Annotated in this window: 22 protein-coding genes; 8 read left to right on the forward strand and 14 right to left on the reverse strand. The window is 69.7% G+C overall.

The window, feature by feature from the left end; all coding sequences use genetic code 11:
* On the forward strand, positions 1 to 1,078 hold a 1,078-nt coding region (locus VNS22_RS16880), incomplete at its 5' end, for an NAD(P)/FAD-dependent oxidoreductase (RefSeq protein ID WP_325734442.1).
* A gap of 304 nt (positions 1,079 to 1,382) precedes the next feature.
* Positions 1,383 to 1,874: a gamma-glutamylcyclotransferase family protein gene (locus tag VNS22_RS16885; protein WP_325734444.1), complete on the forward strand. Its 492-nt coding sequence runs from the start codon at positions 1,383 to 1,385 to the stop codon at positions 1,872 to 1,874.
* Between the two features lie 49 nt (positions 1,875 to 1,923).
* Here the strand turns inward: VNS22_RS16885 and VNS22_RS16890 are convergent, their stop codons facing one another.
* Positions 1,924 to 3,723, reverse strand: a complete 1,800-nt coding sequence (locus tag VNS22_RS16890; RefSeq protein ID WP_325734446.1) for a putative bifunctional diguanylate cyclase/phosphodiesterase — start codon at positions 3,721 to 3,723, stop codon at positions 1,924 to 1,926.
* A gap of 89 nt (positions 3,724 to 3,812) precedes the next feature.
* Positions 3,813 to 5,300 carry an IMP dehydrogenase gene (guaB, locus tag VNS22_RS16895; protein ID WP_349261820.1) on the reverse strand — a complete coding sequence of 496 codons (1,488 nt, stop codon included), beginning with the start codon at positions 5,298 to 5,300 and terminating at the stop codon, positions 3,813 to 3,815.
* Between the two features lie 223 nt (positions 5,301 to 5,523).
* On the opposite strand from guaB, the gene VNS22_RS16900 reads away from it, so the two are divergent.
* On the forward strand, positions 5,524 to 7,314 hold the full coding sequence (locus VNS22_RS16900) for an IlvD/Edd family dehydratase (RefSeq protein WP_325734450.1): 1,791 nt from the start codon (positions 5,524 to 5,526) through the stop codon (positions 7,312 to 7,314).
* A gap of 283 nt (positions 7,315 to 7,597) precedes the next feature.
* On the opposite strand, the gene VNS22_RS16905 is transcribed toward VNS22_RS16900, so the two are convergent.
* Together VNS22_RS16905 and VNS22_RS16910 are read right to left on the reverse strand one after the other, a co-directional pair.
* Positions 7,598 to 8,566, reverse strand: coding sequence for an SDR family NAD(P)-dependent oxidoreductase (locus tag VNS22_RS16905; RefSeq protein ID WP_325734452.1), 969 nt, complete (start codon positions 8,564 to 8,566; stop codon positions 7,598 to 7,600).
* Positions 8,567 to 8,611: 45 nt separating this feature from the next.
* Positions 8,612 to 9,367: an SDR family NAD(P)-dependent oxidoreductase gene (locus VNS22_RS16910; RefSeq protein ID WP_325734454.1), complete on the reverse strand. Its 756-nt coding sequence runs from the start codon at positions 9,365 to 9,367 to the stop codon at positions 8,612 to 8,614.
* Between the two features lie 161 nt (positions 9,368 to 9,528).
* On the opposite strand from VNS22_RS16910, the gene VNS22_RS16915 reads away from it, so the two are divergent.
* Positions 9,529 to 10,131, forward strand: a complete 603-nt coding sequence (locus VNS22_RS16915; RefSeq protein WP_325734456.1) for a TetR/AcrR family transcriptional regulator — start codon at positions 9,529 to 9,531, stop codon at positions 10,129 to 10,131.
* 16 nt (positions 10,132 to 10,147) lie between these two features.
* Here the strand turns inward: VNS22_RS16915 and VNS22_RS16920 are convergent, their stop codons facing one another.
* The 6 genes from VNS22_RS16920 to VNS22_RS16945 all read right to left on the reverse strand — a co-directional run bounded on the left by VNS22_RS16920 (position 10,148) and on the right by VNS22_RS16945 (position 17,261).
* Positions 10,148 to 11,752 (reverse strand): ABC transporter ATP-binding protein, encoded by a 1,605-nt coding sequence (locus VNS22_RS16920; RefSeq protein WP_325734457.1) that lies wholly within the window; start codon positions 11,750 to 11,752, stop codon positions 10,148 to 10,150.
* Positions 11,752 to 12,804, reverse strand: a complete 1,053-nt coding sequence (locus tag VNS22_RS16925) for an ABC transporter permease (protein WP_325734458.1) — start codon at positions 12,802 to 12,804, stop codon at positions 11,752 to 11,754. Before VNS22_RS16925 ends, VNS22_RS16920 begins: the two co-directional genes overlap by 1 nt.
* Positions 12,801 to 13,886: a microcin C ABC transporter permease YejB gene (locus VNS22_RS16930; RefSeq protein WP_325734460.1), complete on the reverse strand. Its 1,086-nt coding sequence runs from the start codon at positions 13,884 to 13,886 to the stop codon at positions 12,801 to 12,803. The genes VNS22_RS16925 and VNS22_RS16930 overlap by 4 nt, the downstream gene beginning before the upstream one ends.
* Positions 13,887 to 13,893: 7 nt before the next feature.
* Positions 13,894 to 15,756 (reverse strand): extracellular solute-binding protein, encoded by a 1,863-nt coding sequence (locus VNS22_RS16935; RefSeq protein WP_325734462.1) that lies wholly within the window; start codon positions 15,754 to 15,756, stop codon positions 13,894 to 13,896.
* An 85-nt stretch (positions 15,757 to 15,841) separates the two neighbouring features.
* Positions 15,842 to 16,633 carry a histidinol-phosphatase gene (gene hisN, locus VNS22_RS16940; protein ID WP_325734464.1) on the reverse strand — a complete coding sequence of 264 codons (792 nt, stop codon included), beginning with the start codon at positions 16,631 to 16,633 and terminating at the stop codon, positions 15,842 to 15,844.
* Between the two features lie 73 nt (positions 16,634 to 16,706).
* Positions 16,707 to 17,261 (reverse strand): cytochrome c family protein, encoded by a 555-nt coding sequence (locus VNS22_RS16945; protein ID WP_325734466.1) that lies wholly within the window; start codon positions 17,259 to 17,261, stop codon positions 16,707 to 16,709.
* Positions 17,262 to 17,283: 22 nt separating this feature from the next.
* Between VNS22_RS16945 and VNS22_RS16950 the strand changes: the two genes are divergently transcribed.
* The 4 genes from VNS22_RS16950 (at position 17,284) to VNS22_RS16965 (ending at position 20,342) form a co-directional block, all read left to right on the forward strand.
* A complete protein-coding gene (locus VNS22_RS16950; RefSeq protein ID WP_325734468.1) occupies positions 17,284 to 17,439 on the forward strand; it encodes a hypothetical protein in 156 nt (51 codons plus the stop codon).
* Positions 17,440 to 17,556: 117 nt separating this feature from the next.
* Positions 17,557 to 18,303: a 3-deoxy-manno-octulosonate cytidylyltransferase gene (locus tag VNS22_RS16955; RefSeq protein ID WP_325734470.1), complete on the forward strand. Its 747-nt coding sequence runs from the start codon at positions 17,557 to 17,559 to the stop codon at positions 18,301 to 18,303.
* Between the two features lie 11 nt (positions 18,304 to 18,314).
* Positions 18,315 to 19,187: a prephenate dehydratase gene (locus VNS22_RS16960; RefSeq protein ID WP_325734472.1), complete on the forward strand. Its 873-nt coding sequence runs from the start codon at positions 18,315 to 18,317 to the stop codon at positions 19,185 to 19,187.
* Between the two features lie 93 nt (positions 19,188 to 19,280).
* Complete coding sequence (locus VNS22_RS16965; RefSeq protein ID WP_325734474.1) at positions 19,281 to 20,342, forward strand: class I SAM-dependent methyltransferase; 1,062 nt, start codon at positions 19,281 to 19,283, stop codon at positions 20,340 to 20,342.
* Positions 20,343 to 20,395: 53 nt separating this feature from the next.
* On the opposite strand, the gene VNS22_RS16970 is transcribed toward VNS22_RS16965, so the two are convergent.
* The 4 genes from VNS22_RS16970 to VNS22_RS16985 form a co-directional block, all read right to left on the reverse strand.
* Complete coding sequence (locus VNS22_RS16970; RefSeq protein ID WP_325734475.1) at positions 20,396 to 21,685, reverse strand: FAD-binding oxidoreductase; 1,290 nt, start codon at positions 21,683 to 21,685, stop codon at positions 20,396 to 20,398.
* A 44-nt stretch (positions 21,686 to 21,729) separates the two neighbouring features.
* The gene (gene putA / locus VNS22_RS16975) at positions 21,730 to 24,882 is read right to left on the reverse strand and encodes a bifunctional proline dehydrogenase/L-glutamate gamma-semialdehyde dehydrogenase PutA (protein ID WP_325734476.1); all 3,153 of its coding nucleotides are present in this window, start codon (positions 24,880 to 24,882) and stop codon (positions 21,730 to 21,732) included.
* Between the two features lie 73 nt (positions 24,883 to 24,955).
* On the reverse strand, positions 24,956 to 25,888 hold the full coding sequence (locus tag VNS22_RS16980; RefSeq protein ID WP_325734477.1) for a hydroxymethylglutaryl-CoA lyase: 933 nt from the start codon (positions 25,886 to 25,888) through the stop codon (positions 24,956 to 24,958).
* On the reverse strand, positions 25,885 to 26,638 hold a 754-nt coding region (locus VNS22_RS16985; RefSeq protein ID WP_325734479.1), incomplete at its 5' end, for a biotin/lipoyl-binding protein. The genes VNS22_RS16985 and VNS22_RS16980, both read right to left, overlap by 4 nt.

The raw sequence follows: 26,638 nt of genomic DNA on the forward strand, positions 1-26,638 counted from the left end.
CGGTGCGGGCGTGGTCGGCCTCGCGGTCGCCCGCAGGCTCGCCATGGCCGGCCGCGAGGTCCTGGTGCTGGAGAAGGCCGATGCGATCGGCACCGAGACCAGCTCGCGCAACAGCGAGGTCATCCATGCCGGCATCTACTACCCGACCGGCAGCCTGAAGGCCCTCGCCTGCGTCGCGGGCAACCGCTTCCTGTACCGCTACTGCGAGGAGCGCGGCGTTCCGCACCGGCGCTGCGGCAAGCTGATCGTGGCGACCAATGCCGCGGAAGAGGCCAAGCTGCACGAGCTCCACGCCAAGGCAGCCGCCAACGGCGTGGCGCTGGAATGGCGGTCCGGCCGCCAGGCGATGGACCAGGAGCCGCAGCTCAAGGCCACCGCTGCGCTCTGGTCGCCAACCACCGGGATCATCGACAGCCACGGCCTGATGCTGGCTTATCAGGGCGATGCCGAGAACCATGGCGCGGTTCTGTGCTTCGAGACGCCGGTGACCCGGCTGGAGGCGACGGCGGACGGGATCGTGGTCGAGACCGGCGGGCAGGAGCCGATGGCGCTGCAGGCCAAGATCGTGGTGAACTGTGCCGGACTGGATGCCCCGGCCCTGACCCGTCAGACGGCGGGCCTGCCCGGCGGCAGCCAGCGCCAGGGTTACCTGTGCAAGGGCAGCTATTACGTCCTGACCGGCCGCTCGCCGTTTTCCACCCTGATCTACCCGATGCCGGAAAAGGCCGGTCTGGGCGTCCATGTCACGCTCGACCTGGGCGGGCGCGCCCGGTTCGGGCCGGACACGGAATGGGTTGAATCGATCGATTACACGGTCGATCCGCGCCGCGCTGAGGTGTTCTACGACGCGATCCGCCGCTACTGGCCGGGCCTGCCCGCGGGTGCCCTGGAGCCGGGCTATGCCGGCATCCGGCCAAAACTCTCCCCGGCCGGCTCGGTCACCGAGGATTTCCTGATCCAGGGGCCGGACGATCACGGCATCCCCGGCCTGGTCAATCTGCTGGGGATCGAGAGCCCGGGCCTCACCGCCAGCCCGGCCCTGGCCGACCGGGTCGCCGCCCTGCTGGCATTGGAGTGATTCCAGGCGGCGAACGAGCCGAGTGGCTGTCTGGGGCGGCCAGGGCCATGCTGCCACCGCCTGACCTGTCGTTCTTCCTTCGCTCGTGGTGGCCAAGATCGACCGGCATGACGAGCAAAGCCGGCCGTAGGCTGCCAGGGACGCGGGATCCTGCGGGGAAGTGGCTGGCCGACGGCCGGTCATGACAGCCTGCGGATTGACTTAGCACCGGCACGGGTCTGGACATGCGAGAAAGGCATCCCTAGCTGCAGGAACCCGCGCCGGGTGCGGCTGGGGCTCACCGTCGGCGGACGAGGGTTGGACATTGCCGGACTGGTTCTTCTTCTACGGCACGCTGATGGACCGGGACGTGCTCGCTCGGGTGGTCGACCGCGAGGTCACCGATGACGAGCTGTTCCCGGCGATCCTCCATGGCGTCCGCCGGGTCGCCGTCCCGGGCTTCACCTATCCGCGCCTGATCGATGCGCCCGGTCATCTCGCGGCGGGCCTGGCCCTGCACGCGCCGTCGCCACGCGACCTCGTGCGCCTGCACTGGTTCGAGGAAGGCGAGTACGGCGCCGCCACTGCCAGGATCCGGCTCCTGGATGGCCGGAACGTGCCGGCCCGCTATTTCAGCGCGTTCGATTCGGTCCTGCCGGCCGGCAGCAGCGACTGGTGCCCGCTGGCTTGGCGCCGGGAGCACAAGGCCAGCTGCCTGGCCCAGTGCCCGGAGTGGATGACCGGCTGCCCCGAGCCCGACAGCGCCGACCCGTTCGTCCGTCAGGTGCTGGCGGATCACCCGGCCCTGGCGGCCTGAAGGGGCGGCCCGGCTCCGCGCCAGCTCTCCCTCACGCCCCAGTCCGCGCTCACGCTGCCGCCCGGGTCACCCCCGGCGCCCAGCGTTGCAGCCAGGCGAGCGCCTCCTCCGCTCCCATGGGTGCTGCGATCAGGTAGCCCTGGAGCCGCTCGCAGCCGAGTTCCGCCACCGAGCGCGCGACCTGTTCGCTCTCCACGCCCTCCGCCGTCGTCACCAGCCCCAGCCCGTGCGCGATTCCGACGATCGAGCGCAGGACCACCCGGGCCGGCCCGTCGGCTTCCTCCAGAGGTGCCACGAAGCTGCGGTGGACCTTGATCTCGTCGAGCGGCAGGCGCTGCAGGTGGGTGAGCGAGGAATAGCCCGTGCCGAAATCGTCCATCGCGACCCGGCAGCCCAGCTCGCGCAGCCGCTGCAGCTGCAACCGGCTGCGCTCCGGATCAGCCATGATCGAGCCCTCGGTGACGTCGAGCGTGAGCTCGGCCGGTGCGGCGCCCCAGCTGGTCAGGGCCTGGTGGACATGGTCGATCAGCTGGTCGTCGCGCAGCCAGAAGTTCGCCAAGTTGACCGCCACCTCCAGCCGGTAGCCGTGCGCGCGCCATTCGCGCTGCCGCTTCAGGCACTCGTCCAGCACGAACCGGGTGAGCGGCCCCATGAGCCGGGCGCGTTCCGCGACCGGTAGGAACATGTCGGGATGCAGCCGGCCATAGATCGGGTGGTCCCAGCGCAGGAGCCCCTCGAAACCGGCCACGCTGCGGCTCGCTGCCTCGATCTTCGGCTGGAAATGGATGGTGAGTTCTCCCTCCGCCTCGATGGCGCGCTCCAGGTCGGTGCGCAATGCCGGGCGCCGGATCACCCCCAGATCCTGGGGCTGGCCGGCCAGCACATAGCCCAGCACGTCGCGCTTGGCCGCATACATGGCCTCGTCCGCCGAGCGCAGCAGAGCATCGAGCTCGTTGCCGTGGCGCGGCCGCAGCGCGATGCCGATGCTCACACCCAGACCCAGGGAGAAGCCCTCGATCAGGAACTGGGGGTGCATCGCCTGCACCAGCCGGCGCGCCACCTCGACCGCCTCGTCGGCACTGGTGGGCGGCGGCAGGAGCACGGCGAACTCGTCACCACCCAGGCGTGCCAGCGTGTCGGTACGGCGCAACGGCTCGGCGAGCCTGGGCGCCACCGCGCGCAGCAGGAGGTCGCCGATATCGTGGCCGAGCGTGTCGTTGACCTGCTTGAACCGGTCGAGGTCGAGCATGAGGATCGCGCAGGATTCGCCGCGGCGCTCGGCCAATGCCATCGCCTGCTCCGCCCGGTCGGCGAACAGCACGCGGTTGGGCAGGCCGGTCAGCGGGTCGTGCAGCGCCATCTGCTCCAGGCGGTTCAGGCGCTGGTGGCGCGGGCCGGCGTCCCGGATCGCGACCAGCCAGCCCGAGTGCGGCCTGGGCACCACCATCAGGTCGACATGACCGGCTCCGCCGTCCGGGCCCAGGAGCCGGCCCTCATGGACATGCAGGCGCAACGTGCCGTCGGCACCGGCCAGGTCCGGCAGGAAGTCCGCCAGAAGCTCGCCATGGGCGGACCGGCCGAGCATGCGCCTGGCCATCTGGTCGGTGTCGACGATCCGGCCGTCCGCATCGGTCGCCACGAGCCCGGCCACCCGGCCGCTGTCCGCCTCGTCCGGCGCTCCGGACGGAAGCGGCCCGGGCGATGGCGGGGCCGCGCCCGCCGCCATGGCCGGCACCCCGGGTGCCGGTCTGACGATCAGGGAGGCGAGCAGGCAGCTGCCGCCGATCACGGCGACGAAGGCTGCCAGCAGCATGAGCGAGATCGCGGTATCGAGCGGCACACGGATCATCCCGGCGGCCGCCCATGCATCGCGGCCTCGGAAGGAACCCTAGCCCCTCATCCGTAAAGAAAAGGTTGCGCCGGCCATACCCGGCGGCATCACCATTCCTGGCGGTAGTTCGGCGCCTCCCGGGTGATCGCCACGTCATGGACATGGCTTTCGCGCAGGCCGGCATTGGTGATGCGCACGAAGCGCGCATTGCGGCGCATCGACGGCAGGTCCGGCTGGCCGGTATAGCCCATCGCGGCGCGCAGACCACCCACCAGCTGGTGGATCACGTTGCCGACCGGGCCCCGGTACGGCACCCGGCCCTCGATGCCTTCCGGGACCAGCTTCAGCGTCTCGCGGACCTCGGCCTGGAAATAACGGTCGGCCGAGCCGCGTGCCATGGCACCCAGCGAGCCCATGCCGCGATAGGCCTTGTAGGAGCGACCCTGGTAGAGCAGGACCTCGCCCGGGCTCTCATCGGTGCCGGCGAACATCGAGCCGATCATCGCGGCATCGGCACCGGCCGCTATCGCCTTGGCCAGGTCGCCGGAGGCGCGGATGCCGCCATCGGCGATTACCGGGACACCCTTGGCCGCGCAGGCCTCGGCGGCATCCAGCACCGCAGTGAGCTGCGGCACGCCCACACCCGCCACCACCCGGGTCGTGCAGATCGAGCCCGGCCCGATACCGACCTTGACCGCATCGGCGCCAGCATCGATCAGCGCCTTGGCGCCATCGGCCGTGGCGATGTTGCCGGCGATCACGCGGACTGCGTTGGATAGCTTGCGGATGGCGCTCACCCCGTCCAGCACGCCGCGGGAATGGCCGTGTGCGGTATCCACTACCAGCACGTCGACGCCGGCATCGATCAGCGCTTCGGCGCGGGCCAGCCCGGCCTCGCCCACCCCGGTGGCGGCACCGACCCGCAGCCGGCCCTGCACGTCCTTGGTCGCGTTCGGATATTTCTGCGCCTTCTCGATGTCCTTGACGGTGATCAGGCCCTTCAGCCGGTAGGCCTCGTCGACCACGAGCAGCTTCTCGATCCGGAACCGGTGCAGCAGCTCCAGCGCCTCGCCGCGCTCGAAGCCCTCGTGCACGGTCACCAGGTCCTTCGCGGTCATCAGCTCGGAGACCGGCTTGTCGGTCATCTTGGCGAAGCGGACGTCGCGGTTGGTCAGGATGCCGACCAGCCGCCCGGCCGGGCCGTCGACGACCGGCAGGCCGGAGATGCCGTGGCGCTCCATGATGGCCAGCGCCTCGGACAGCATGGTCTGGGGCGTTACCGTCATCGGGTTGACGACCATGCCGGCCTCGAACTTCTTGACCTGGCGGACCTGGTTGGCCTGGTCCTCGATCTCGAGGTTCTTGTGGATGATGCCGAGCCCGCCCAGCTGGGCCATGGTGATCGCCATCGGCGCCTCGGTCACCGTGTCCATCGCCGCCGAGAGCAGCGGGATGCCCAGCTCGATGTCCGGTGCGATCTTGGTGCGCACGTCGACCGTGTTCGGCAGGACCTCGGACAGGCCCGGCTCCAGCAGCACGTCGTCGAAGGTGAGTGCTTCGCGCAGACGCAGCGAGGTGCCGCTGGACATGCCCATTCTCCGGCCGTGATCTGAAGTTGCGGCGATATAACGGGTCTGGCCGATCGCGAACAGCGGCAAAGGCCCGCCGGAGAATGCAGCGCCTGCATGGCAGCGCTCCTTCCACAGCCGGCCTCGGATCGGGGCCCTACAGTCTGGAATGATCGTACTTCCCGTTGCACAGCTGCCGCCCATCGGCCACAACCCCGGCGGTGCACCTCAGATCCGGGAGATGGTCGAAATGAGTGGTCCCAAGCGGCGGCTGCGCAGCCAGGACTGGTGGGACGACTATAAAGAGCCGGACATGACCGCGCTCTACCTGGAGCGCTATCTGAACTTCGGCCTGACCCGTCGCGAGCTGCAGTCCGGCAAGCCGATCATCGGCATCGCCCAGACCGGCTCCGACATCGCACCCTGCAACCGCCATCATGTCGAGCTGGCCTCGCGGGTGCGGGACGGCATCCGCGATGCCGGTGGCATCCCGCTGGAGTTCCCGGTCCATCCGGTCCAGGAGACCGGCAAGCGGCCGACCGCGATGCTCGACCGCAACCTCCAGTACCTGACCCTGGTCGAGGTGCTCTACGGCTATCCGCTGGATGGGGTGGTGCTGACCACCGGCTGCGACAAGACCGTGGGCTCCATGCTGATGGGTGCCGCCACCGTCGATCTGCCGGCGATCGTGCTCTCGGGCGGGCCGATGCTGAACGGCTGGTACAACGGCAAGCTCGCCGGCTCGGGCATGGTCGTCTGGCATGCCCGGCAGATGCTGGCCAAGGGCGAGATCAGCGTCGACGAGTTCATGGACATGACCTGCGCCTCGGCGCCCTCGGTCGGCCATTGCAACACGATGGGCACCGCGTCCTCGATGAACGCCATGGCCGAGGCGCTCGGCATGTCGCTCACCGGCTGCTCGGCCATTCCCGGGCCTTATCGCGAGCGCGGCCAGATGGCCTACGAGACCGGCAGCCGGATCGTGGAGATGGTCCACGAGGACCTGAAGCCCTCCAAGGTGTTGACCCGCAAGGCGTTCGAGAACGCGATCATGGTGGCGGCGGCGGCCGGCTGCTCCACCAACTGCCCGCCCCACGTGATCGCGGTGGCGCGGCACATGGGTGTCGAGCTCGACATCAAGGACTGGGAACTCTCCAAGGACGTCCCGCTGCTGGTCAACATGCAGCCGGCCGGTGAATTCCTGGGCGAGGAGTTCTTCCGGGCGGGCGGCGTGCCGGCGGTGATCAAGGAACTGATCAAGGTCGGCCGCTTCCACACCGACGTGCTGACGGTCACCGGCAAGACCATGGGCGAGAACCACGAGAAGGTGCCGTTCTCGCAGGACCGCCGGGTGATCAAGCCCTACGAGGAGCCGCTCATGCCGGAGGCGGGCTTCGTGATCATGTCGGGCAACATCTTCGATTCGGCGGTGATGAAGACCTCGGTGGTCAGCCCCGAGTTCCGGGCAAAGTACCTGGAGAACCCGGCCAGCCCCGGCGTGTTCGAGGGCCGGGCGATCGTGTTCGAAGGGCCGGAAGACTATCACGACCGGATCGACGACGAGAGCCTGGACATCGACGAGGACTGCTTCCTGTTCATCCGCAACTGCGGCCCGGTGGGCTATCCGGGTGCCGCCGAGGTGGTGAACATGCGGCCGCCGACCAAGCTGATGAAGAAGGGCATCCGGGCCCTGCCGACCATCGGCGACGGCCGCCAGTCCGGCACCGCGGACAGCCCGTCGATCCTGAACGCCTCGCCGGAATCGGCAGTGGGTGGCAACCTCGCGCTCATCCGCACCAACGACAAGGTGCGGCTGGACATGAACCAGAGCCGGCTGGACGTCCTGATCTCGGCCGAGGAGATGGCCGAGCGGCGCCGCGCATGGGAGGCCAACCCGCCGAAGATGCCGCCCTCCCAGACGCCCTGGCAGGAGCTGTATCGCCAGACGGTGGGCCAGCTCTCGACCGGCGCCTGCATGGAGCCGGCGACCCTCTATCTCAAGGTCATCGAGACCTACGGCACGCCGCGCCGCAACCACTGAAGGAGCCAAGACTTGCGGATCCCTGCTGATCCGCAAGTCTTGCTGCCACCTTAAGTATTTCTAGCATCACGATTTTTTGTGGTTCTCGGGTTCGTTCGTGCAAAACACGATCTCCCCGGCTGCACCAGGCCGAGAGCCTGGAACGATCATGCAGGATAGCACGAGGCGGAGACGGCAGCGAAGCCATTCGGCCCGCTGCCGGACCGCCCCTGCGTCATGACCGGCCAAACCGCGGACGTGGCGGCCGTGGGCCGGCTGGTCGGGATCTGCTCTCAGACCTGGTTCACGACTTGGCTCGGATCAGTTCCTCGCTCTTCGCCCAAAGCCGACCGGCCTTGGCGGCATCGAGCGCGTAGGACCTGACGCCGTCGGCGAACGGGTTGGGCCTGTCGTCGATCGGCGCCACCGCGCAATCCTCGAGATAGCGCCCACCGATCTCGTCCCCGTCGGCAACGACCGCGGCCCAGACCCACGTGGCCGCCGCCTGCGGGATTTCCTTCAGCTCTGCCGGCGGAAGGCCCGCTTCGGCGCGCGCCTTGCCGACCGTCTGGAGAAGACCCTGCAGGTCGTCCTGCGAGAGATGGCGGGGGAGAACGGTAAGGCTGTTGCCAGGCATCACCGAGGCGGCCCGGATGCCGCGGTCGCGATGGCGCCGGTCGAACTTGACGGCAAAGAGCGCGTTGGCCGTCTTGGACCGGCCATAGGCGACCCATGGGTCGTAGGGCTGCCCCTGGAAGTTCGGATCGTCCAGGTTGACATCGGCGACGCGATGGGCCTGGGACGACAGCACCACCAGTCGGCCGCCATTGGCGAGCAGCGGCGCGATCCGGTCCAGCAGGGCGAAATGGCCGAGATGGTTGGTCCCGAACTGGGTTTCGAAGCCGTCCGCCGTCCGGCCAAAGGGCGTCGCCATGACGCCGGCATTGGCGATGACGGCGTCAAGCGCCCGGCCATCGGCCAGCAGCCGGCCCGCACCGGCGCGGATGCTCTGCAGGGATGCCAGATCGAGCTCGATCAGCTCCAGGCTGCCGCCGCCCTGCGACGCGGCCTCACGGACCGGTGCCGTGGCCGGCCCGGCCTTGGCGAGGTTCCTTACGGCACCGACGATGCTGGTGCCATGCGCTGCCAGTGAGCGGGCGGTCTCCCGCCCGATGCCGGTCGAGGCACCCGTGACGAGAATGCGCTTTCCCTTCAGATCGACGCCGGAGAGCACTTCGTCAGCGGTCGACGTCGCGCCGAACTTCTCAGTCATGTCGCTTCCTCCGGTTGCTCAGGCAGGAGTGCCGAGCTTCGGCGCTCAGATCTGGTACCCGCCGGCGACGTCCAGGACGGCGCCGCTGATGTAGCCGGCGTTCGGGCCGGCGAGGAAGCAGACGGTCGCCGCCACCTCCTCCACCGTCGCGATGCGGCGGATTGCGTGGAGGTCCATCACCGCCTCCGGCAGGTTGTGGGCGGCAGCCGCCGCCATGTCGGTCGGCATGATGCCCGGCTGCACGACGTTCACGGTGATGTTGCGCGGGCCGAGGTCACGGCCAGCACCCTTGGCGTAGCCGGCGATCGCCGCCTTGGTGCCCGTGTAGTCCGCAGCACCCGGGAACGCGGTTCGGGTGGCGATCGCGGAACCGATGAAGATGATCCGGCCGCCGTCCGACAGCTTCGCTGCGGCGGCGCGGGTCGTCGCCACCGCCCCCAGCACGTTGACCTGCCACTGGCGGTCGAGCTCGGCGGTATCGGCTTCAGGATCGCCGACCCGGTGGCCCTGGACGGCAATGGCCGCGTTGTTCACGAGGATGTCGAGCCTGCCGAACTCGGCGACGACGGTATCGATCAGGACTGGCGCGGACGACGGATCGGCCTGGTCGCTCCGTATTGCGACCGCGCGCACGCCGGTCTTCCGCAGCTCCTGGACGACTGCCTCCGCCTTCTCCGCGGACGCGACATAGCTGATCGCGACATCGGCGCCATCGGCGGCCAGCGCTGCCGCGATTGCAGCACCCAGGCCCCGGGAGCCCCCGGTCACCAGGGCGACCTTGCCCTTCAGCACGTTCGACATGGGAGATCCCTTTCAGCTGCGCGCGAGGCGCCGTTCCAGGCTTCGGCAGGAGGCCGAGCCATTATCGTAACGATCATTACGTTAATGAGTGATATGAACGATGGACGCGGGCGGTCAAGCGCTTTATTTAACGATCGTTACGAAAAACCTGGATCGGGCTGATGGGCCGCCGTCGTGCGTTCGACGTGGAGAAGGCGCTGGACGCTGTGCTGTGCGTCTTCTGGCGCAAGGGCTACGAGGGCGCTTCCTATACCGACCTGACCGAGGCAGCGGGCGTCGAGCGGCCAGCTCTCTACGCCGCGTTCGGCAACAAGGAAGCGCTCTTCCGCCGGGCGCTGGACCGCTACCACGAGCGGTACCTCGGCTACATCCCGGAAGCGCTGGAGCTGCCGACGGCCAGGGAAGTCGCCGCGCACATCCTGTACAATGCGATCGACCTTAACACCCGCTATCCCGGCCATACTGGCTGCCTCGCCATCAACGGGGTCCTGGCGGGCACGGATGACGCCGAGCCGGTGCGCCAGGCATTGATCGATGCCCGCGCAGCCGGCGAGGCGCAGCTTCGGGAACGGTTCGAGCGAGCCAGGGCCGAAGGCGACCTGCCGGCGGCGGCCAGGCCCGATGTCCTCGCGGCGTTCGTGATGGCCGTCATGCACGGCATGGCGGTGCAGGCCAAGGCCGGTTTCAGCCGCGACAAGCTGGAGGCCGTCGCCGAGCAGGCACTGACCACGTGGCCGGCCAGCAGCGCCACGTGCACCGAATGAGCGTTTCGCATGGCTGCTAGTCGACCGGCTCCAGATCGACCGCGGCGCGCAGCAGAGCCTGGGTATAGGAGTCAGTCGGGCGGGTCATGACCTGCTCGGTGGGACCGGCCTCCACGATCTTGCCGTCCTTCATCACCACGACCTCGTGCGCGATCGCGCGAACCACGCGCAGATCGTGGCTGATGAACATGAAGGTCAGGCCGCGCCGCTCCTGGAGCCCCTTCAGGAGCTGGATGATCTGCACCTGGATCGACACGTCGAGGGCCGAGGTCGGCTCGTCCAGCACGATGAAGGCCGGGTCCAGCACGAGGGCCCGGGCGATGCCGATCCGCTGGCGCTGGCCGCCGGAGAACTCGTGCGGGTAGCGGTCCATGGCGGCGGGATCCAGGCCCACTTCCTCCAGTGCCTGGGCGACCCGGGCGCGCCGGGCGTCGCCGGACGGGCAGAGCCTGTGGATGTCCAGCCCCTCGCCCACGATCTCGCCCACGCTGAGCCTGGGGCTCAGCGAGCCGAACGGATCCTGGAACACGATCTGGAGCCGCTGGCGCAGCCGGCGCACCTCGTCGCGCGGCAGGCGGTCGATCGCCTCGCCTTCCACCACGATCGGGCCGGTTGAGCCGACCAGCCGGAGCAGGGCCAAGCCCAGGGTCGTCTTGCCCGAGCCGCTCTCTCCGACCACGCCCAGCGTCGAGCCTGCCCGAATGCGCAGGGCGACGTCCCGTACCGCGTGGATCACCTCGCGCGGCTTGCGCAGCCAGCCGCCGCCCAGCGGGAAGGCGACGTTCAGGCCGGGCGTCTCGACCAGGATCGGGGCGGCCGGGTCACGGCCGGCCGGCGGGCCCTTGGGCTCGGCTGCCATCAGCTCCTGGGTGTAGGGATGCTGCGGCCGCTCCATGACCTGCTCCAGCGGCCCCTGCTCGACGATCCGGCCATGGCGCATCACGGCGACGCGCTGCGCCACCTTGCGCACCACGGCGAGGTCGTGGCTGACCAGCAGGATCGCCATGCCCATCTCGGCCTGCAGCTCGCGCAGCAGCTTCAGGATCGCCGCCTGGACGGTGACGTCGAGCGCGGTGGTGGGCTCGTCGGCGATCAACAGGTCCGGCCGGCAGGCGATCGCGATCGCGATCATCACCCGCTGGCGCTGGCCGCCGGAAAGCTGGTGCGGGTAGCTGCCCAGGCGGGATTCGGGATCGCGGATGCGCACCTGGTGGAGCAGTTCCAGGATGCGTTGGCGCAGCCCCTGCCCGCGCAGGCCCTCGTGGAGCTGGAGGACCTCGCCGATCTGCCGCTCGATCGTGTGCAGCGGGTTGAGCGAGGTGAGCGGCTCCTGGAAGATCATGCCGATCCGCTTGCCGCGCAGCGCGCGCAGCACGGGTTCGGGCGCGCCGATCATCTGCCGGCCGTCCAGGACGATCGAGCCCGCCGGGTGGAACGCCTTGGGATAGGGCAGGAGCTGCGGGATCGAGAGGGCGGTCACCGACTTGCCCGAGCCGCTCTCGCCGACCAGTGCCAGGGTCTCGCCCCGGTCCAGGGTGAACGACACCCCGTCCGCGGCGATCACCTCGCCCTCGCTGCCGCGAAAGCGCACGCCCAGGTCCTGCACCTCCAAAAGCGGCATCAGGCACTGTCCCCGAGCGTCTTGCGCGGGTCGAAGGCGTCACGGACCGCCTCGCCGGTGAAGATCAGCAAAGTCAGGATCACCGCGGTCACCAAGAAGCCGGTGATGCCGAGCCAGGGGGCCTGGAGGTTGTTCTTGCCCTGCGCCAAGAGCTCGCCCAGCGACGGCGAGCCGGGCGGCAGGCCGAAGCCCAGGAAGTCCAATGCTGTGAGCGTGGTCAGCGCGCCGGACAGGACGAAGGGCAGCAGCGCCAGCGAGCTCACCATGGCGTTGGGCAGGATGTGCCGGCGCATCACGGTGAGGTCGGTGGCACCCAGTGCCCGGGCGGCGCGGACATAGTCGAGGGTCCGGGCGCGGTAGAACTCGGCGCGGACGATGTCGACCAGCGTCATCCAGGAGAACATCAGCATGATGATCAGCAGCGTCCAGAAGCCCGGGACGATGAAGCTCGCCAGGATGATCAGCAGGTAGAGCAGCGGCAGCCCGCTCCAGATCTCGATCAGGCGCTGGCCGATCAGGTCGACGGCGCCGCCGTAATAGCCCTGCAACGCGCCGGCCGCGATGCCGATCGCGGAGGACAACAGGGTGAGCGTCAGGCCGAACAGGATCGACAGGCGCAGGCCGTAGAGCATCCGGGCGAACACGTCGCGGGACTGGTCGTCGGTGCCCAGCCAGTTCTGCCGGGATGGCGGCGAAGGTGCCCGCTCCACGCCCAGCACGACGGTATCGTAGCGGTAGGGGACCGGGGCCTGCAGGATCCAGCCCTTCTCCTCGATCAGCTCGATCACGGCCGGGTCGTTGTAGTCGGCCTCGGTCTCGAACAGGCCGCCGAACTCGGTCTCGGGATAGGACACGACCGTCGGGAAGTAGAACCGGCCGTCATAGCGGACCAGGAGCGGCCGGTCGTTGGCGATCAGGTCGGCACCGAGCGAGATCGCGAACACCACGAGGAACAGCCAGAAGGAGACATAGCCCCGCCGGTTGGCCCGGAACTGGGCGAGCCGGCGCCGGTTCAGGGGCGACAGCCAGCGCTGCCCGGGCGGCGCCCTCACACCCGCACCTTGGCGAAGTCGATGCGCGGGTCGACCAGGACATAGGTCAGGTCGGAGAACAGGCGCAGCAGCAGGCCCACCAGGGTGAAGATGTAGAGGGTCGCGAAGATGATCGGGTAGTCGCGGTTGATCGCCGCCTCGTAGCTGAGCAGGCCCAGCCCATCGAGCGAGAAGATGATCTCGATCAGCAAGGCGCCGGTGAACAGCATCGAGAGCAGTGCCGCGGGAAAGCCTGCGATCACGATCAGCATGGCGTTGCGGAACACGTGGCCGTAAAGGACGCGCCGCTCTGCGAGACCCTTGGCCCTGGCGGTGAGCACGTACTGCTTGCCCAGCTCCTCGACGAAGCCGTTCTTGGTGAGCAGGGTGAGCGAGGCGAAGCTGCCGATCACCATGGCGGTCACCGGCAGGACCAGGTGCCACAGATAGTCCAGGATCTGCTGCCACCAGGTCATGCGGTAGAAGTCGTCGGAGGTGAGGCCCCGCAGGGGGAACCACTGGAGGTAGCTGCCGCCGGCGAACAGGACGATCAGCAGCACCGCGAACAGGAAGCTCGGGATCGCGTAGCCGATCGAGACCAGCGTGCTCGACCAGATGTCGAACGGCGTGCCGTCCTTCACTGCCTTGCGGATGCCCAGGGGGATCGAGACCAGGTAGGTGATCAGCGTGGTCCACACGCCCAGCGAGATCGAGACCGGCATCTTCTCGATGATCAGCTCGGTGACCGGGCGGCCGCGGAAGAAGCTGTTGCCGAAGTCGAAGCGCAGATAGTCGCCCAGCATCTTGAGGAAGCGCTCGTGCGCCGGCCGGTCGAAGCCGAACTGGCGGTTGAGGTCGGCCAGCAGGGCCGGGTCGATGCCGCGCGCGGAGCGGGACTGGTCGTTGCCCGTCTGCGAGCTGGTCTCGCCCTGCCCGCCCCCGGAGAAGCGGGCGGTGGGATCGACGTTCTGGCCCTGGAGCTGGGCGACGATCAGGTCGATCGGCCCGCCGGGTGCCGCCTGGATGATGGCGAAGTTGATCAGCATGATCCCGAACAGGGTCGGGATGATCAGCAGGAGCCGCCGCAGGATGTAGCCGAGCACCGGGCGATCAGTCCGCCGGCAGCTCGGACTTGGCCTGCTCGACCTTGGTCGCGCGCTGGTTCTCGATCCACCAGGAGAACAGGTCGATGCTGTAGCGCGGCATCTGCTCCGGCCGGCCGAACTTGTCCCAGCGGGCCAGGCGGTCGTACATCGAGTACCAGTGCGGGATCAGGTGGTAGCCCCAGAGCAGCACGCGATCCATGGCCCGGCACGCGGTCTCCAGCTCCTCGCGGCTGTTCGCGTAGATCACCTTCTCGATCATGGCGTCCACGACCGGATCGCTGATGCCGGCATAGTTGCGGCTGCCCTGCTGGACGGCCGCCTGGCTGCCCCAGTACTCGCGCTGCTCGTTGCCGGGCGACAGGCTCTGGCCGATGATCTCGGCGATGACGTCGTAGTCGAAGGCGGTGACCCGGTTCTGGTACTGCGCGGAATCGACGGTGCGCACGCTGGCGGCGATGCCCAGCCGCTCCAGGTTCTTCACGAACGGCCCGGCGATCCGCTCGAACAGGGGGCTGTCCAGCAGGAGCTCGAACTGCAGCGGCTTGCCGGTCGCCACCTCGACCATGCGCCGGTCCCTTACCTCCCAGCCCGCCTCCTTGAGCAGTTCCAGTGCCCGGCGCAGTTGCGGCCGGTTGTTGCCGCTGCCGTCGGTGACCGGCAGGGTGAACTCCTGCGTGAACAGTTCCGGCGGCAGCTGGTCCCGGTAGGGCTCGAGCAGGGCGAGCTCGGCGCCTTCGGGCAGCCCCGTCGCGGCGAACACCGACGAGCCGGAGAAGTAGCTGTTGCAGCGGGTGTACTGGTCGTAGAACAGCGTCCGGTTCGCCCACTCGAAGTCGAAGGCGTAGCCCAGTGCCTCGCGCACCCGCCGGTCCTTGAACTGGTCGCGGCGCTGGTTGAACCAGAAGCCCTGCATGACCCCGCCGCTGTCGCGCTTGATCTCCTCCTTGATCAGGAGGCCCTGGCGCACCGCCGGGATGTCGTAGCCGGTGACCCAGCGCTGGGCCGAGCTCTCCACCTGCCAGTCGAACGCGCCGGCCTTGAAGGCCTCGAACGCGATGTTGGCGTCGCGGTAATAGTCGTAGCGGATCCGGCCGTAATTGTAGCGGCCCTTCATCACCGGGACGTCCTCGGCCCACCAGTCCTCGACCAGGGCGTAGCTCACCGAGCGGCCGGACTCGACCCGGTCGACCCGGTAGGGGCCGCTGCCGAGCGGCGGCTCGAGCGACGGCGTCTCGAAGTCGCGGTCCTGCCACCAGTGGGCCGGCAGGACCGGGAGCTGGCCCATGATCAGCGGCAGCTCGCGGTTGAAGCCACCCTTGAACAGGAAGCGCACGCGCTGCTCGTCGATCTTCTCCGCACGGTCCACGTCGGCGTAGTAGACCCGGTAGAGCGGCGCGCCCTTGCTGCGCAGGATGTCGAGGCTGAACACCACGTCGTCGACGGTGATCGGGCGGCCGTCATGCCAGCGTGCGTTCTCGCGCAGGCGATACTCGACGAAGCTGCGGTCGTCGGGCGTGGCGATGGTCTCGGCGACCAGGCCGTACTCGGCGAACGGCTCGTCCTGCGAATTCTCGGCCAGGGTCTGGTAGACGAGGCCCACCCCGGCCGCCGGCACGCCGCGCAGCACGAACGGGTTCAGCGTGTCGAAGGTGGTGCCCACCGCGGACAGGACGAGGTTGCCGCCCTTGGGTGCGTCGGGATTGACGTAGTCGAAATGGGTGAAGCCCGGCGGGTAGTGCAGGTCGCCGTACATCGAAAGGCCGTGGGCGGGCACCGCGTCCGCGGCACGGGCGAACCTGAACGGCGGAACCAGCGATGCGCCCAGGAAACCGAGGCCGGCCTTCGAGAAGCCCCGCCGATCCATCATCCGTCCATTCTCCCTCTGGCAAGCCGCCGTCGCAGCCACGCGAGGAAGGTTAGTGCGGCGACCGGCCCAGGGCCAGCGCCGGCCTTCAGTCGGGCAGGGACTGGAACATGGCCAGCGCCTGGGCATGCACCCGGGCGTCGCCCGCGACGATCACCCGGCCGGGCGAGCCCATGCCCACCGGCCGGCCCTTCCAGTCGGTGACGGTCGCACCCGCGCCTGCCAGGATCGGCAGGATCGGCAGGTAGTCGTAGGGGAACAGGTCCTGCTCCACCACCAGGTCGACGAAGCCCGCCGCCAGCAGGCCGTAGCCGTAGCAGTCGGTGTTGAACTGGGACAGGTAGACCCGCTCCTCCAGCGCGTCGAACGCGTCGCGCTGCGGGCCCTTGGGGAACATCCGCCGGGAATAGGAGGCCAGCACCGCTGCCGACAGGTCGGCACAGGCGCGGGTGCGGATCGGCTTGCCGTTGAAGGTGGCGGGCTCGCCCTGCACGCCCACCCAGCGCTCGCGTAGGATCGACTGGTCGATGATCCCGAGCAGCGGCTGACCCTGGCGGACCAGGCCGATCAGCGTGCCGAACTGCGGACGACCGCAGATGAACGACTTGGTGCCGTCGATCGGATCCAGCACCCAGACATATTCGGCATCGACCGCCTGCTTGCCGTATTCCTCGCCGAAGATGCCGTGGTCCGGGAACCGGGCCTGGATCATCTCGCGCATCAGGAGCTCGGTTTCCCGGTCGGCGATCGTGACCGGGCTCTCGTCGAGCTTGCTCTCGATCTCGAGCTCGGCGCGGAACCAGCGTCGCTGGACCTCGGCGGCGGCGTCCGCGAGCTGGTGGGCGAAATCCAGGAGCTCGTTGGTGGACGCGCCGGTCACGCGGATCTCCAGAGGAAAGGCAGGATGGCCGGGCAGCCCCTTCAAGGGCTGCCCTCACGTCAGGAGGAAAGGTTCAGCCGCCCTGCTCGGGCGTCTGCGCCGGGGCCTCCTCGATGGTCTTGTCCGCGTCCGGCGTGGCCTCGTCCGGGGTGGCCGGCGCCTCGGCCGCGGGCGCTGCCTCGGCCGTCGGCAGGGCCGGGGCGTTCGGGTTCAGCGAGTGCAGATAGGCGATCACGTCGGCACGCTCGTTGGGCTTCGATATGCCGGCGAAGGCCATCTTCGTGCCGGGGATGTAGGTCTTGGGCGACTTCAGGAAATGGTCGAGCTGCTCGGCATCCCAGGGCACGTTGTGGGCGGCCATGGCCTCGGAATAGCTGAAGCCGGGATGGGTGCCGCCAGGGCGGCCATACACGTCGTAGAGGCCGGGCCCGATCTTGTTCTCGTTGCCCGCGTCGAAGGTGTGGCAGGCGGCGCACTTCTTGGCCGAGGCGGCACCGGCCTCGACATTGGCGGACGCCAGCCGGACGGCGATCGGCTCCTCGGCCTCCTCGGTGGGCGCCGTGGCCGTCGTGTCCTCTACTGCCACGTGATAGGCATTCTCCTCGGGCATCGTCGGACTGTAGATCATCCGGGAGACGACTCCCGCGCCCATGGCGATGATCCCGGCGGTCAGAATGCCCGCCATGAGCTTGTTGCTTTCGAGCGAGGATGCCATCAGGAAGCCAGCCTTTCCGTTCCGATCGGTCGCCGTCCTGACGACGGCCGTCGGCGATGCGAACTGCCGCGCCGATCGCGTGCGGCTCTAGCGACCATGGCGGCGGTCCGTCAAGTTGGCCAGCGGGCGCGCCGCTTCGTCGCAAGCCGTTGCCGGCAAACTTCGGATCGATCCAGTGTCGTTCCGGGCCAACCATGGAGCCCCGCACTTGAGCCAGACCCTCGTCCTGATCCCGGCGCGGATGAAGGCGTCGCGCCTGCCGGACAAGCCGCTCGCCGACATCGCGGGCACCCCGATGATCGTCCACGTGCTGCGCCGCGCCACCGAGGCGGCGATCGGCCGGGTGGTGGTCGCCTGCGCCGAGCCGGTGATCGCGGAGGTGGTGCGTGCCGCGGGCGGCGAGGCGGTGCTGACCGATCCGGACCTGCCGTCCGGCACCGACCGGATCCGCCAGGCCTTGAGCGAGATCGACCCAAAGCGGCGCGCCGACCGGATCGTCAACCTGCAGGGCGACCTGCCGACCCTGGATCCCAAGGTGCTGGCCCAGGTGCTGGAGCCGCTCGACCGGCTGGGCGTGCCGATGGCGACGCTGGCGTGTGCCACGGACGACCCGCGCGAGAAGGTCGACCCGAACGTGGTCAAGGCCGTGGTCTCGGTCGACCCCGCGGAGCCCACGATCGGCCGGGCCCTCTACTTCACCCGCGCAACCTGCCCGTCCGGGGACGGGCCGATCCTGCACCATATCGGCATCTATGCGTTCGAGCGCACGGCACTGGAGCGCTTCGCCGACCTGCCGCCCTCGCCCCTGGAGCGCAGGGAGCGGCTGGAGCAGCTGCGTGCGCTGGAGAACGGCATGGCGATCGGCGTGCGCCTCGTGGACACGGTTCCGTTCGGCGTGGACACGCCCTATGACCTCGACCGCGCGCGGCAGATCCTGAGCCTCGCCAGACCCTGAACCGAAGACCGATGACCGAGCCGCACGAACCTACCGGCGTCAGCCCCGAGCGCACCATCGCGTTCCAGGGACGCCCCGGCGCCTATTCGCACCTGGCCTGCCGGGAGGCCTTTCCCGAGCTGGTAGCCCTGCCCTGCCACTCGTTCGAGGACGCGTTCGGTGCGGTGCGCGAGGGTGCGGCGCGGCTGGCGATGATCCCGGTCGACAACACCGTCGCCGGGCGGGTCGCCGACGTGCACCACCTGCTGCCGCGCGGCGGGCTGCATATCGTGGGCGAGCATTTCGTGCGGGTGAACCATCACCTGCTGGGCCTGCCGGGTGCGACCATCGAGGGGCTGCGCGCGGTGGAGAGCCATGTCCACGCGGTCGGCCAGTGCCGCCGCTTCCTGCGCCGCCACCATCTCCAGGCGGTGGTGGTGGCCGACACGGCGGGCGCCGCGCAGGACGTGGCCGCGGCCGGCGATCCCACGCGCGCGGCGATCGCCTCCAGGCTGGCGGGCGAGCTCTACGGCCTCGTCTCGCTGGCGGAGAACATCGAGGACGCCGAGCACAACACCACCCGCTTCCTGGTGCTCTCTCGGACGCCCCAGGATCCCGGCGAGACCGTGCCGGACGTGATGACCACCATCACCTTCACGGTGCGCAACCGGCCGGCGGCCCTCTACAAGGCGCTGGGCGGGTTCGCGACCTGCGGGGTGAACATGGTGAAGCTGGAGAGCTATATCGACGGCTCGTTCACCCAGGCGCAGTTCTATGCCGACGTGATGGGCCATCCGCGGCACGAGAGCCTGCGGCTGGCGCTGGAGGAGCTGCGCTTCTTCAGCCACTCGGTCGAGATCCTGGGCGTCTATCCGGCGCACCCGTTCCGGGCGGAGATCGCCTGACCCCATCGTATCCTGCACGACACGACCGGTTCGTGTTAGTCTCTCCGTCCTCATTCATGCCCTCGCATGATGGCGATCGTGGAGGAACACGACATGGCGGAGGTGGACGAAGCCCGACTTCAGGACTTTCTGGGCAAGATGCTGGGCGACCTGGGCGGTGCCATGAGCGTGGCGCTGGTCCGCATGGGCAGCAGCATGGGCCTCTACTCGGCCCTCGAGAAGGACGGGCCCGCCACCCCGGCCGAGCTTGCCGCCCGTACCGGCACGGCCGAGCGCTATGTCCGCGAGTGGCTGAGCGCGCAGGCGGCTTCCGGCTACGTCGCCTACGACGCCGCCACCGGTCGGTTCTCGCTGACGCCGGAGCAGGCGCTGGTGTTCGTCGACGAGGACAATCCCTTCTTCCTGGCGCCGGCATTCGACGTGGCCTCGGTCCTGCTGGACAACCAGCCGCAGGTGCAGGCCGCCTTCAGGACGGGCAGCGGTGTCGCCTGGGGCGATCAGTCCACCTGCCTGTTCTGCACGACGGCCCGGTTCTTCCGGCCGGGATACGTGGCGCACATCGTGCAGGACTGGCTGCCGGCGCTGGATGGCGTGGTCGCGAAGCTGGAGCAGGGTGCCAAGGTCGCCGATATCGGCTGCGGGCACGGCATCTCGACCCTGCTCATGGCGCAGGCCTTCCCGAACGCGCAGTTCGTCGGATTCGACTTCCACGCTGGTTCGATCGAGGCCGGGCGAGGTCATGCGCAGGAGCACGGCCTGGGCGACCGGCTGCGCTTCGAGGTGGCGGCCGCCAAGGAGTATCCGGGGCAGGACTATGATCTGGTGACGTTCTTCGACTGCCTGCACGACATGGGCGATCCGGTGGGCGCCGCCCGCCATGTCCGCCAGTCGCTCAAGCCGGACGGAACCTGGATGATCGTCGAGCCGATGGCCGGCGACCGGCTGGAGGACAATCTCAACCCGGTCTCACGGCTGTTCTACTCGGCGTCGACCATGATCTGCGTACCGACCTCGCTGGCCCAGGAGGTCGGCGCGGCCCTGGGCGCCCAGGCCGGCGAGAGGCGGCTGCGCGAGGTGCTGACGGAAGGCGGATTCTCCCGGATACGGCGTGCTGCGGAAACGCCATTCAACATGATCCTGGAAGCGCGGCCCTGAGGCGAGGCTCCCGCGCGCGACACGTCTGACCCGGCCATCTGTTCCGCGGGCCGCTACAGGCCCAGCCGGTCGCGGATGCGGCCATAGAGGATCCGGAGGTCCACGCCGGTCTTCCAGAAGGCGTGGAACGGCATCGGCCTGATGCCGGTCACGGGGATCGGCAGATCCTCCGCCCGGCCGCCCGCGACGCGCTCGGCCAGCGCCATGCCCATCGCGGTCGCCATCGCCACGCCGCGGCCATTGTAGCCGAGGCAGACATGCACGTTCTCTGCCGGCTCGTGGACGTGGATGAAGTAGTCCGGCGTGATGGCGAGCTGGCCGTTCCAGGCGTGGGTCCATTGCCGGCCATTCAGCTGCGGGAAGAGCCGGTGCGCATAGTCGATCAGGTGCCGCGCGTCCGCGATGTCCTCGAGCGGGCGCTGCCTTGCCCGGCCGCCCATCAGCAGTCGTCCGCCGGCATCCAGCCGGTAGTACACGGTGACGTGGCCCGCCTCGTAGAGCACGCTGCCGGACGGCATCACCTCCGCGGCGACCTCCGGCGGCAGGGGCTCGGTGGCGGCGATGGTGCTGAACAGGGGCACGATGCTCCTGGCGAGATCGGGCCAGAGCCCGTCGCTGTAGCCGTTGGTGGCGAGCACCAGGCGGTCGGCCGTGACGCTGCCGCCGGGCGTGGTCACCTTCCAGCGGGTGCCCTGCCGCTCGATCCTGGTGGCCGGCGAGCCGCCATGGACGACGGCGCCCAGATTGATCGCCGCCTTGGCGAGGCCGCGCGCATAGCCCAGCGGGTTCACCTTGCCGCCCTGGGGGAACAGCATGCCGCCGACATAGCGGTTCGTGCCGGTCGCCGCCGCCAGCGCGTCGGCGTCGCGCCACATGACGGGCGAGCCCGAGGCCTGGAGCTGCGCGAAGGTCTCCTTCGCCCGGGCCAGCCCCTCCTGGTTGTAGGCCACCCGGAGCGTCCCGGTCTGGGCCGCCTCGCACTGGATCTGCTGGCGCTCGATCAGGCGGAACACGACGTTCGGCGCGTCGCTGCTGAACGAGAGCGCCCGCTGGCCGCGCTCCTGGCCGAATGCCGCCAGGATCCCGGAGGGGTCAGGGTAGAGGCCCGGGTTCACCTGCCCGCCATTGCGGCCCGAGGCGCCCCAGCCCGGCTCGTTGGCCTCGAGCACGATGGGCCTGATCCCCTTCTCGGCCAGGTGCAGCGCCGTCGACAAGCCGGTGAACCCGCCGCCCACGATCGCCACGTCGGCGGATCGCTCGCCTGAGAGCGGCGGCGTCTCGACGGCGGGAATGGCAGTGTCGGCATAGAGGCTCTTCGGCAGCGGCTGCCGCGCGTGGGTCATCACGATGGTCCGATTGGCAGGGGAAGGTCGATCCATGGGCGCGGTCAGGCTTCGTCCTTGAGCGCGCCCATGAGCTGGAGGTTGCCGCCGACCGCGGCGGTGTTCACCGTCAGCGTCCGCTCGGTGAGGAAGCGCAGGAGATAGTGGGGGCCGCCGGCCTTGAAGCCGGTGCCGGACAGGCCCTCGCCGCCGAAGGGCTGGGTGCCCACCACGGCACCGATGATGTTGCGGTTGACGTAGATGTTGCCGGCCTTGACCCGCGAGGTCAGGGCTTCGACGGTCTCGTCGATCCGGGAATGGACGCCGAAGGTCAGGCCGTAGCCGGTGGCGGCCACGGCATCGACCACGCGGTCGAGGTGGCCGGCCTGCCAGCGCACCACGTGGAGGATGGGTCCGAACACCTCCTCGGTCAGCCGCGACATCCGGTCGATCTCGAAGGCCATGGGCGGGACGAAGGTGCCATGCGCGCAGGCCTCGTCCAGCCGCGCGCGGTGGAGGAGCCGGCCTTCCCGCTCCATGCGGGCGGCATGGGCCATGAGCTTGTCCCTGGCCTTGCCATCGATCACCGGGCCGACATCGGTGCCGAGCCGGCCGGGATCGCCCACGGCCAGCTCGGCCATGGCACCGGTCAGCATCTCGATGGCGCGGTCGGCGATCTCGTCCTGGACGAACAGGACGCGCTGGGCGGAGCAGCGCTGGCCGGCCGAGCGGAACGCGCTGTCCAGCGTGTCCTGCACCACCGCCTCCAGCAGGGCGGAGCTGTCCACCACCACGGCGTTCATCCCGCCGGTCTCGGCGATCAGCGGGCGCAGGGGCTGGTCGGTCGCGGCCATGGCGCGGTTGATCGAGAACGCGGTGGCGGTCGAGCCGGTGAACGCCACACCGGCGCAGCGGGGGTCGGTCACCAGGACCTTGCCGACCACCCCGCCCTCGCCCGGCAGGAACACCAGCGCATCGGCCGGGATGCCGGCCCGGTGCAGCAGGTCGCAGCAGAGCTGACCGGTGAGCGAGGTCGCCTCGGCGGGCTTGGCGACCACGCTGTTGCCGGCGACCAGGGCGGCGGCGAGCTGGCCCACGAAGATCGCGACCGGGAAGTTCCAGGGCGCGATGGTCACGAACACGCCGCGTGGGTGGAGGGTCAGGAGGTTGCGCTCGCCGGTGGGACCCGGCAGCTCGACCGGCCGGCCCAGCAGCCGGCGGGCCTCGGCCGCATAGTAGCGCAGGAAGTCGACCGCCTCGCGCACGTCGGCCACCGCGTCCAGCACGGTCTTGCCGGCTTCGCGCACGCACAAGCCCACCAGCTCAGCCAGGTGCCGCTCGAACAGGTCGGCGCCGCGGTCCAGCAATGCTGCGCGCTCCTCGACCGGGCGGCGCTCCCAGGCAGGCTGGCCGCGATGGGCCAGCGCCATGGCGCGCTCGGCCGCCTCGGCATCGGCGAACACCACGCTGCCAACCTCGCGGCGCCGGTCGGCCGGGTCAAAGACCGGGCGGGGCGGCTCCCGGCTTTCGACGCCCGGGGTTGCCCGGGCAGCGGGCAGGCTCGCCAGCCGGCGTGCCAGCTCGGCCAGCGCCTTCGGATCTGACAGGTCGACGCCCTCGCTGTTGCGCCGCTCTACGCCGTAGATCTCGGCCGGGCGCGGGATGGCCGGGTGGCGCTTGCTGGCGAAGCCGCGCAGGCGCTCGACCGGATCGGCGATCAGTGCGTCCAGCGATGCCCGGCGGTCGACGACCTGGTGGACGAAGCTGGAATTGGCGCCGTTCTCCAGGAGGCGGCGGACGAGGTAGGGCAGCAGGTCCTTGTGGCTGCCGACCGGGGCGTAGACCCGGCAGGGGACCGGCAGGCGCTCGGCCTTGACCAGGTCGCCATAGAGCGTGTCGCCCATGCCGTGCAGCTTCTGGAACTCGAAGCCGCGATTGTTGCCGGCGAGCTCCAGGATGGCGGCCAGCGTCTGGGCGTTGTGGGTGGCGAACATCGGGTAGAAGGCGTCGCCGCCGGCGAACAGCTCTCTTGCGCAGGCCAGATAGGAGACGTCGGTCGTGACCTTGCGGGTGAACACCGGATAGTCGGCATAGCCCATGGTCTGGGCCTTCTTCACCTCCCCGTCCCAGTAGGCGCCCTTGACCAGGCGTACCGGGATCCGCCGCGAGGTGCGGCTGGCGAGGTCGGCCAGCCACGGGATCACGTGGATGGCGCGCTTCTGGTAGGCCTGCACCGCCAGGCCCAGCCCGTTCCAGCCGCGCATGGTCTCCGAGGCGGCGAGCTGCTCCAGGAGGTCGAGCGAGGGCTCCAGCCGGTCGCTCTCCTCGGCGTCGATGGTGACGGCCACGTCGAGCTGGCGGGCGCGCTCCAGGAGGCTGGCCAGGCGCGGCAGGAGCTCGGCCATGATCCGGCCGTGCTGGGCGTACTCGTAGCGCGGATGCAGGGCGGACAGCTTGATCGAGAGGGAGGGGCGGCGGAACAGGTCGGGCTGGGGTACAGCACCCGCCGCCACCCGCTCCAGGGCGTGGAGGTAGCTGGCGAGGTAGCGTTTGGCGTCCTCGTCGGTGCGGGCGGCCTCGCCCAGCATGTCGTAGGAATAGAGATAGCCCTGGCGCTCGGCCGACTTCGCCCGGCCGACCGCCTGGTCGATGGTCTGGCCCAGCACGAACTGGTGGCCCAGCACCTTCATGGCCTGCTTCAGCGCCTCGCGGATCACGGGCTCGCCCAGCCGCCCGACCATGCGGGAGACCCGGTGGACGAAACCCTGGCCGCTGTCCTCCAGGCTGAGCAGCCGGCCGGTCAGCATCAGGCCATAGGTCGAGGCGTTGATCAGGAAGCTGTCGGACGCGGCGACCTTCTTCTGCCAGTCGGTGTCGCCGATCTTGTCGCGGATCAGGAGGTCGGCGGTCTCGACGTCCGGCACGCGCAGCAGGGCCTCGGCCAGGCACATCAGGGCCACGCCCTCCTCGGTGTCCAGCGCATAGGCGTGCATGAACGCCTCGACCCCGCCGGCCGCCACCGCGTCCTTGCGCAGCTTCTCGGCCATGGCGCGGGCCTGGGCGGTGATGCGCTGGCGGCGCTCCGGCGTGAACGAGACCCGGGAAAGGAGGCGGGCGGCGGCCGCGTCCTCGTCCTCGTGATAGGCGGTGCGGATCGCCTCGCGCAGCGGCGACGGATCGATCGGCGGCAGCTCGGTCAGGATCGGCGTCAGCGCCATCACGGCATCTCCGCAGGCAGGTTCCACGCCGATTGGACGCCAGTCGGAGCCGGTGCACAATGGCTGCCCGGCGTCAGGCGGCCCTGCCCTTGCGGCGGCGATGGCCGGCGGCGGCCCGGCTGCTGCCGTCCCGGCCGAGCAGGGCCGTGACGGTCTCGCCGACCGCGGCCAGCCGGTCGAAGTCGACGCCGTGGCGCACACCCAGCCCGTCCAGCAGGTAGACCAGGTCCTCCGTCGCGAGGTTGCCGGCGGCCCCCGGGGCGAACGGGCAGCCGCCCAGGCCGGCCACGCTGCTGTCCACGGTCCGCACGCCCAGCTCCAGGGCGGTCAATACGTTGGCCAGCGCCTGGCCCATCGTGTCGTGGGCATGGATCGCCAGCCGGTCGATCCCGACGCTGGCAGCACAGGCCCGCACCACCTCCGCGATCCGGGCGGGCGTGCCGACGCCGATCGTGTCGCCCAGCGAGATCTCCTGGCAGCCCATGCCGGCCAGCGCCTCGGCGACCTCCACCACGCGCGCCACCGGCACCTCGCCCTCGAACGGGCAGCCGGCCACGCAGGACAGGTAGCCGCGCAGGCTCAGGCCAGCACCCTTGGCCTTGGCGGCGACCTCGTCGATCCGGGCGAGCGTCGCCTCGATCCCGGCACCGCCATTGCGCAGCGAGAAGGTCTCGCTGGCCGCGGCGAACACCGCCACCTCGCGGGCACCGGCATCGATTGCGCTGCGCAGGCCGCGCCGGTTCGGCACCAGGACCGGCAGCCGCACATGTTCCAGGTCACGCAGCCCCTCCAGCACCGCGTCGCTGCCGGCCATGGCGGGGACCAGGTCGAAGCGGACGAAGGCGCCGGCCTCGATCGTGGAGAGGCCGGCGCCGGCCAGGCCGCGGATCATGGCGATGCGCTGCTCGACGCTCAGCAGGCGGGCCTCGTTCTGCAGCCCGTCGCGCGGGCCGACCTCGACGATCCGGACCTCGGGCGGCACACCTGCCAGCGGATCGGGGCTCACGGCGCCAGCTCCACCAGGATCTGCCCGGCCGCGACCCGGTCGCCCTCGGCGACCGCCACCTGGGCCACCCGGCCGGCGCAGGGGGCCAGGAGCCGGTGCTCCATCTTCATGGCGTCCAGCACCGCCAGCAGCTGGCCCTTCTCGACTTCCATCCCGACCTCGGCTCGTACCTGCACCACCCGGCCCGGCAGGGGGGCACGGACCACCGCCTCGTCGATCGTTTCCGACGTCGCGTTGGCATTGTCCTCAAGGCGCAGCCGCACGCCTCGTTCCACCAGCACGACGCTCTCGGGTTCGTTTCGTATTTTCATGCGGCGACGATGGCCGTCGGCCTCGATCGCGACCTCGCCGGGCAGATCGGTCCAGAATAGCCGAAACCGCCGGATCGTGTCACCGGCCTGCACCTCGACGCCGTCCTGCAGGTGCCGGACCCGGACCGTGCCGGCCCTGAAGCGCACCGTTTCCTCGGCCGGAAGGTTGGGGCGCCAGGGTACGCCCTGGAACCAGGGGTCAGCCGAATCGTGCTGCCTGGCGGCCACCCGGGCTGCCGCGGCGATGGCCAGTTCCTCGGCCGAGGGTTGCGGGTCACGCTCCAGATCCGGCAGGACACGCTCCAGCCAGAGCGTGTCGATCCGCTGCGCCTGGAAGTCGGGCTGGCGCAGGATGGCGTCCAGCAGCGGGATGTTGGTGACGATGCCGCCAATGCCCACCGACCCGAGCGCGGCGGCGGCTTTTGCCAGGGCATCGGCA

Source organism: Geminicoccus sp. (assembly GCF_035556675.1).
GTDB lineage: Bacteria > Pseudomonadota > Alphaproteobacteria > Geminicoccales > Geminicoccaceae > Geminicoccus.

Coding starts and splice junctions, on each gene's coding strand:
- VNS22_RS16915 (WP_325734456.1), top strand. CDS start 9,529: ATGGGCCGCCGTCGTGCGTTCGACGTGGAGAAGGCGCTGGACGCTGTG.
- VNS22_RS16890 (WP_325734446.1), bottom strand. CDS start 3,723: ATGATCCGTGTGCCGCTCGATACCGCGATCTCGCTCATGCTGCTGGCA.
- VNS22_RS16910 (WP_325734454.1), bottom strand. CDS start 9,367: ATGTCGAACGTGCTGAAGGGCAAGGTCGCCCTGGTGACCGGGGGCTCC.
- VNS22_RS16905 (WP_325734452.1), bottom strand. CDS start 8,566: ATGACTGAGAAGTTCGGCGCGACGTCGACCGCTGACGAAGTGCTCTCC.
- VNS22_RS16935 (WP_325734462.1), bottom strand. CDS start 15,756: ATGATGGATCGGCGGGGCTTCTCGAAGGCCGGCCTCGGTTTCCTGGGC.
- VNS22_RS16920 (WP_325734457.1), bottom strand. CDS start 11,752: ATGCCGCTTTTGGAGGTGCAGGACCTGGGCGTGCGCTTTCGCGGCAGC.
- putA (WP_325734476.1), bottom strand. CDS start 24,882: ATGGCGCTGACGCCGATCCTGACCGAGCTGCCGCCGATCGATCCGTCG.
- VNS22_RS16945 (WP_325734466.1), bottom strand. CDS start 17,261: ATGATCTACAGTCCGACGATGCCCGAGGAGAATGCCTATCACGTGGCA.
- VNS22_RS16965 (WP_325734474.1), top strand. CDS start 19,281: ATGGCGGAGGTGGACGAAGCCCGACTTCAGGACTTTCTGGGCAAGATG.
- VNS22_RS16900 (WP_325734450.1), top strand. CDS start 5,524: ATGAGTGGTCCCAAGCGGCGGCTGCGCAGCCAGGACTGGTGGGACGAC.
- guaB (WP_349261820.1), bottom strand. CDS start 5,300: ATGGGCATGTCCAGCGGCACCTCGCTGCGTCTGCGCGAAGCACTCACC.
- VNS22_RS16950 (WP_325734468.1), top strand. CDS start 17,284: ATGGCGATGATCCCGGCGGTCAGAATGCCCGCCATGAGCTTGTTGCTT.
- VNS22_RS16970 (WP_325734475.1), bottom strand. CDS start 21,685: ATGACCCACGCGCGGCAGCCGCTGCCGAAGAGCCTCTATGCCGACACT.
- VNS22_RS16960 (WP_325734472.1), top strand. CDS start 18,315: ATGACCGAGCCGCACGAACCTACCGGCGTCAGCCCCGAGCGCACCATC.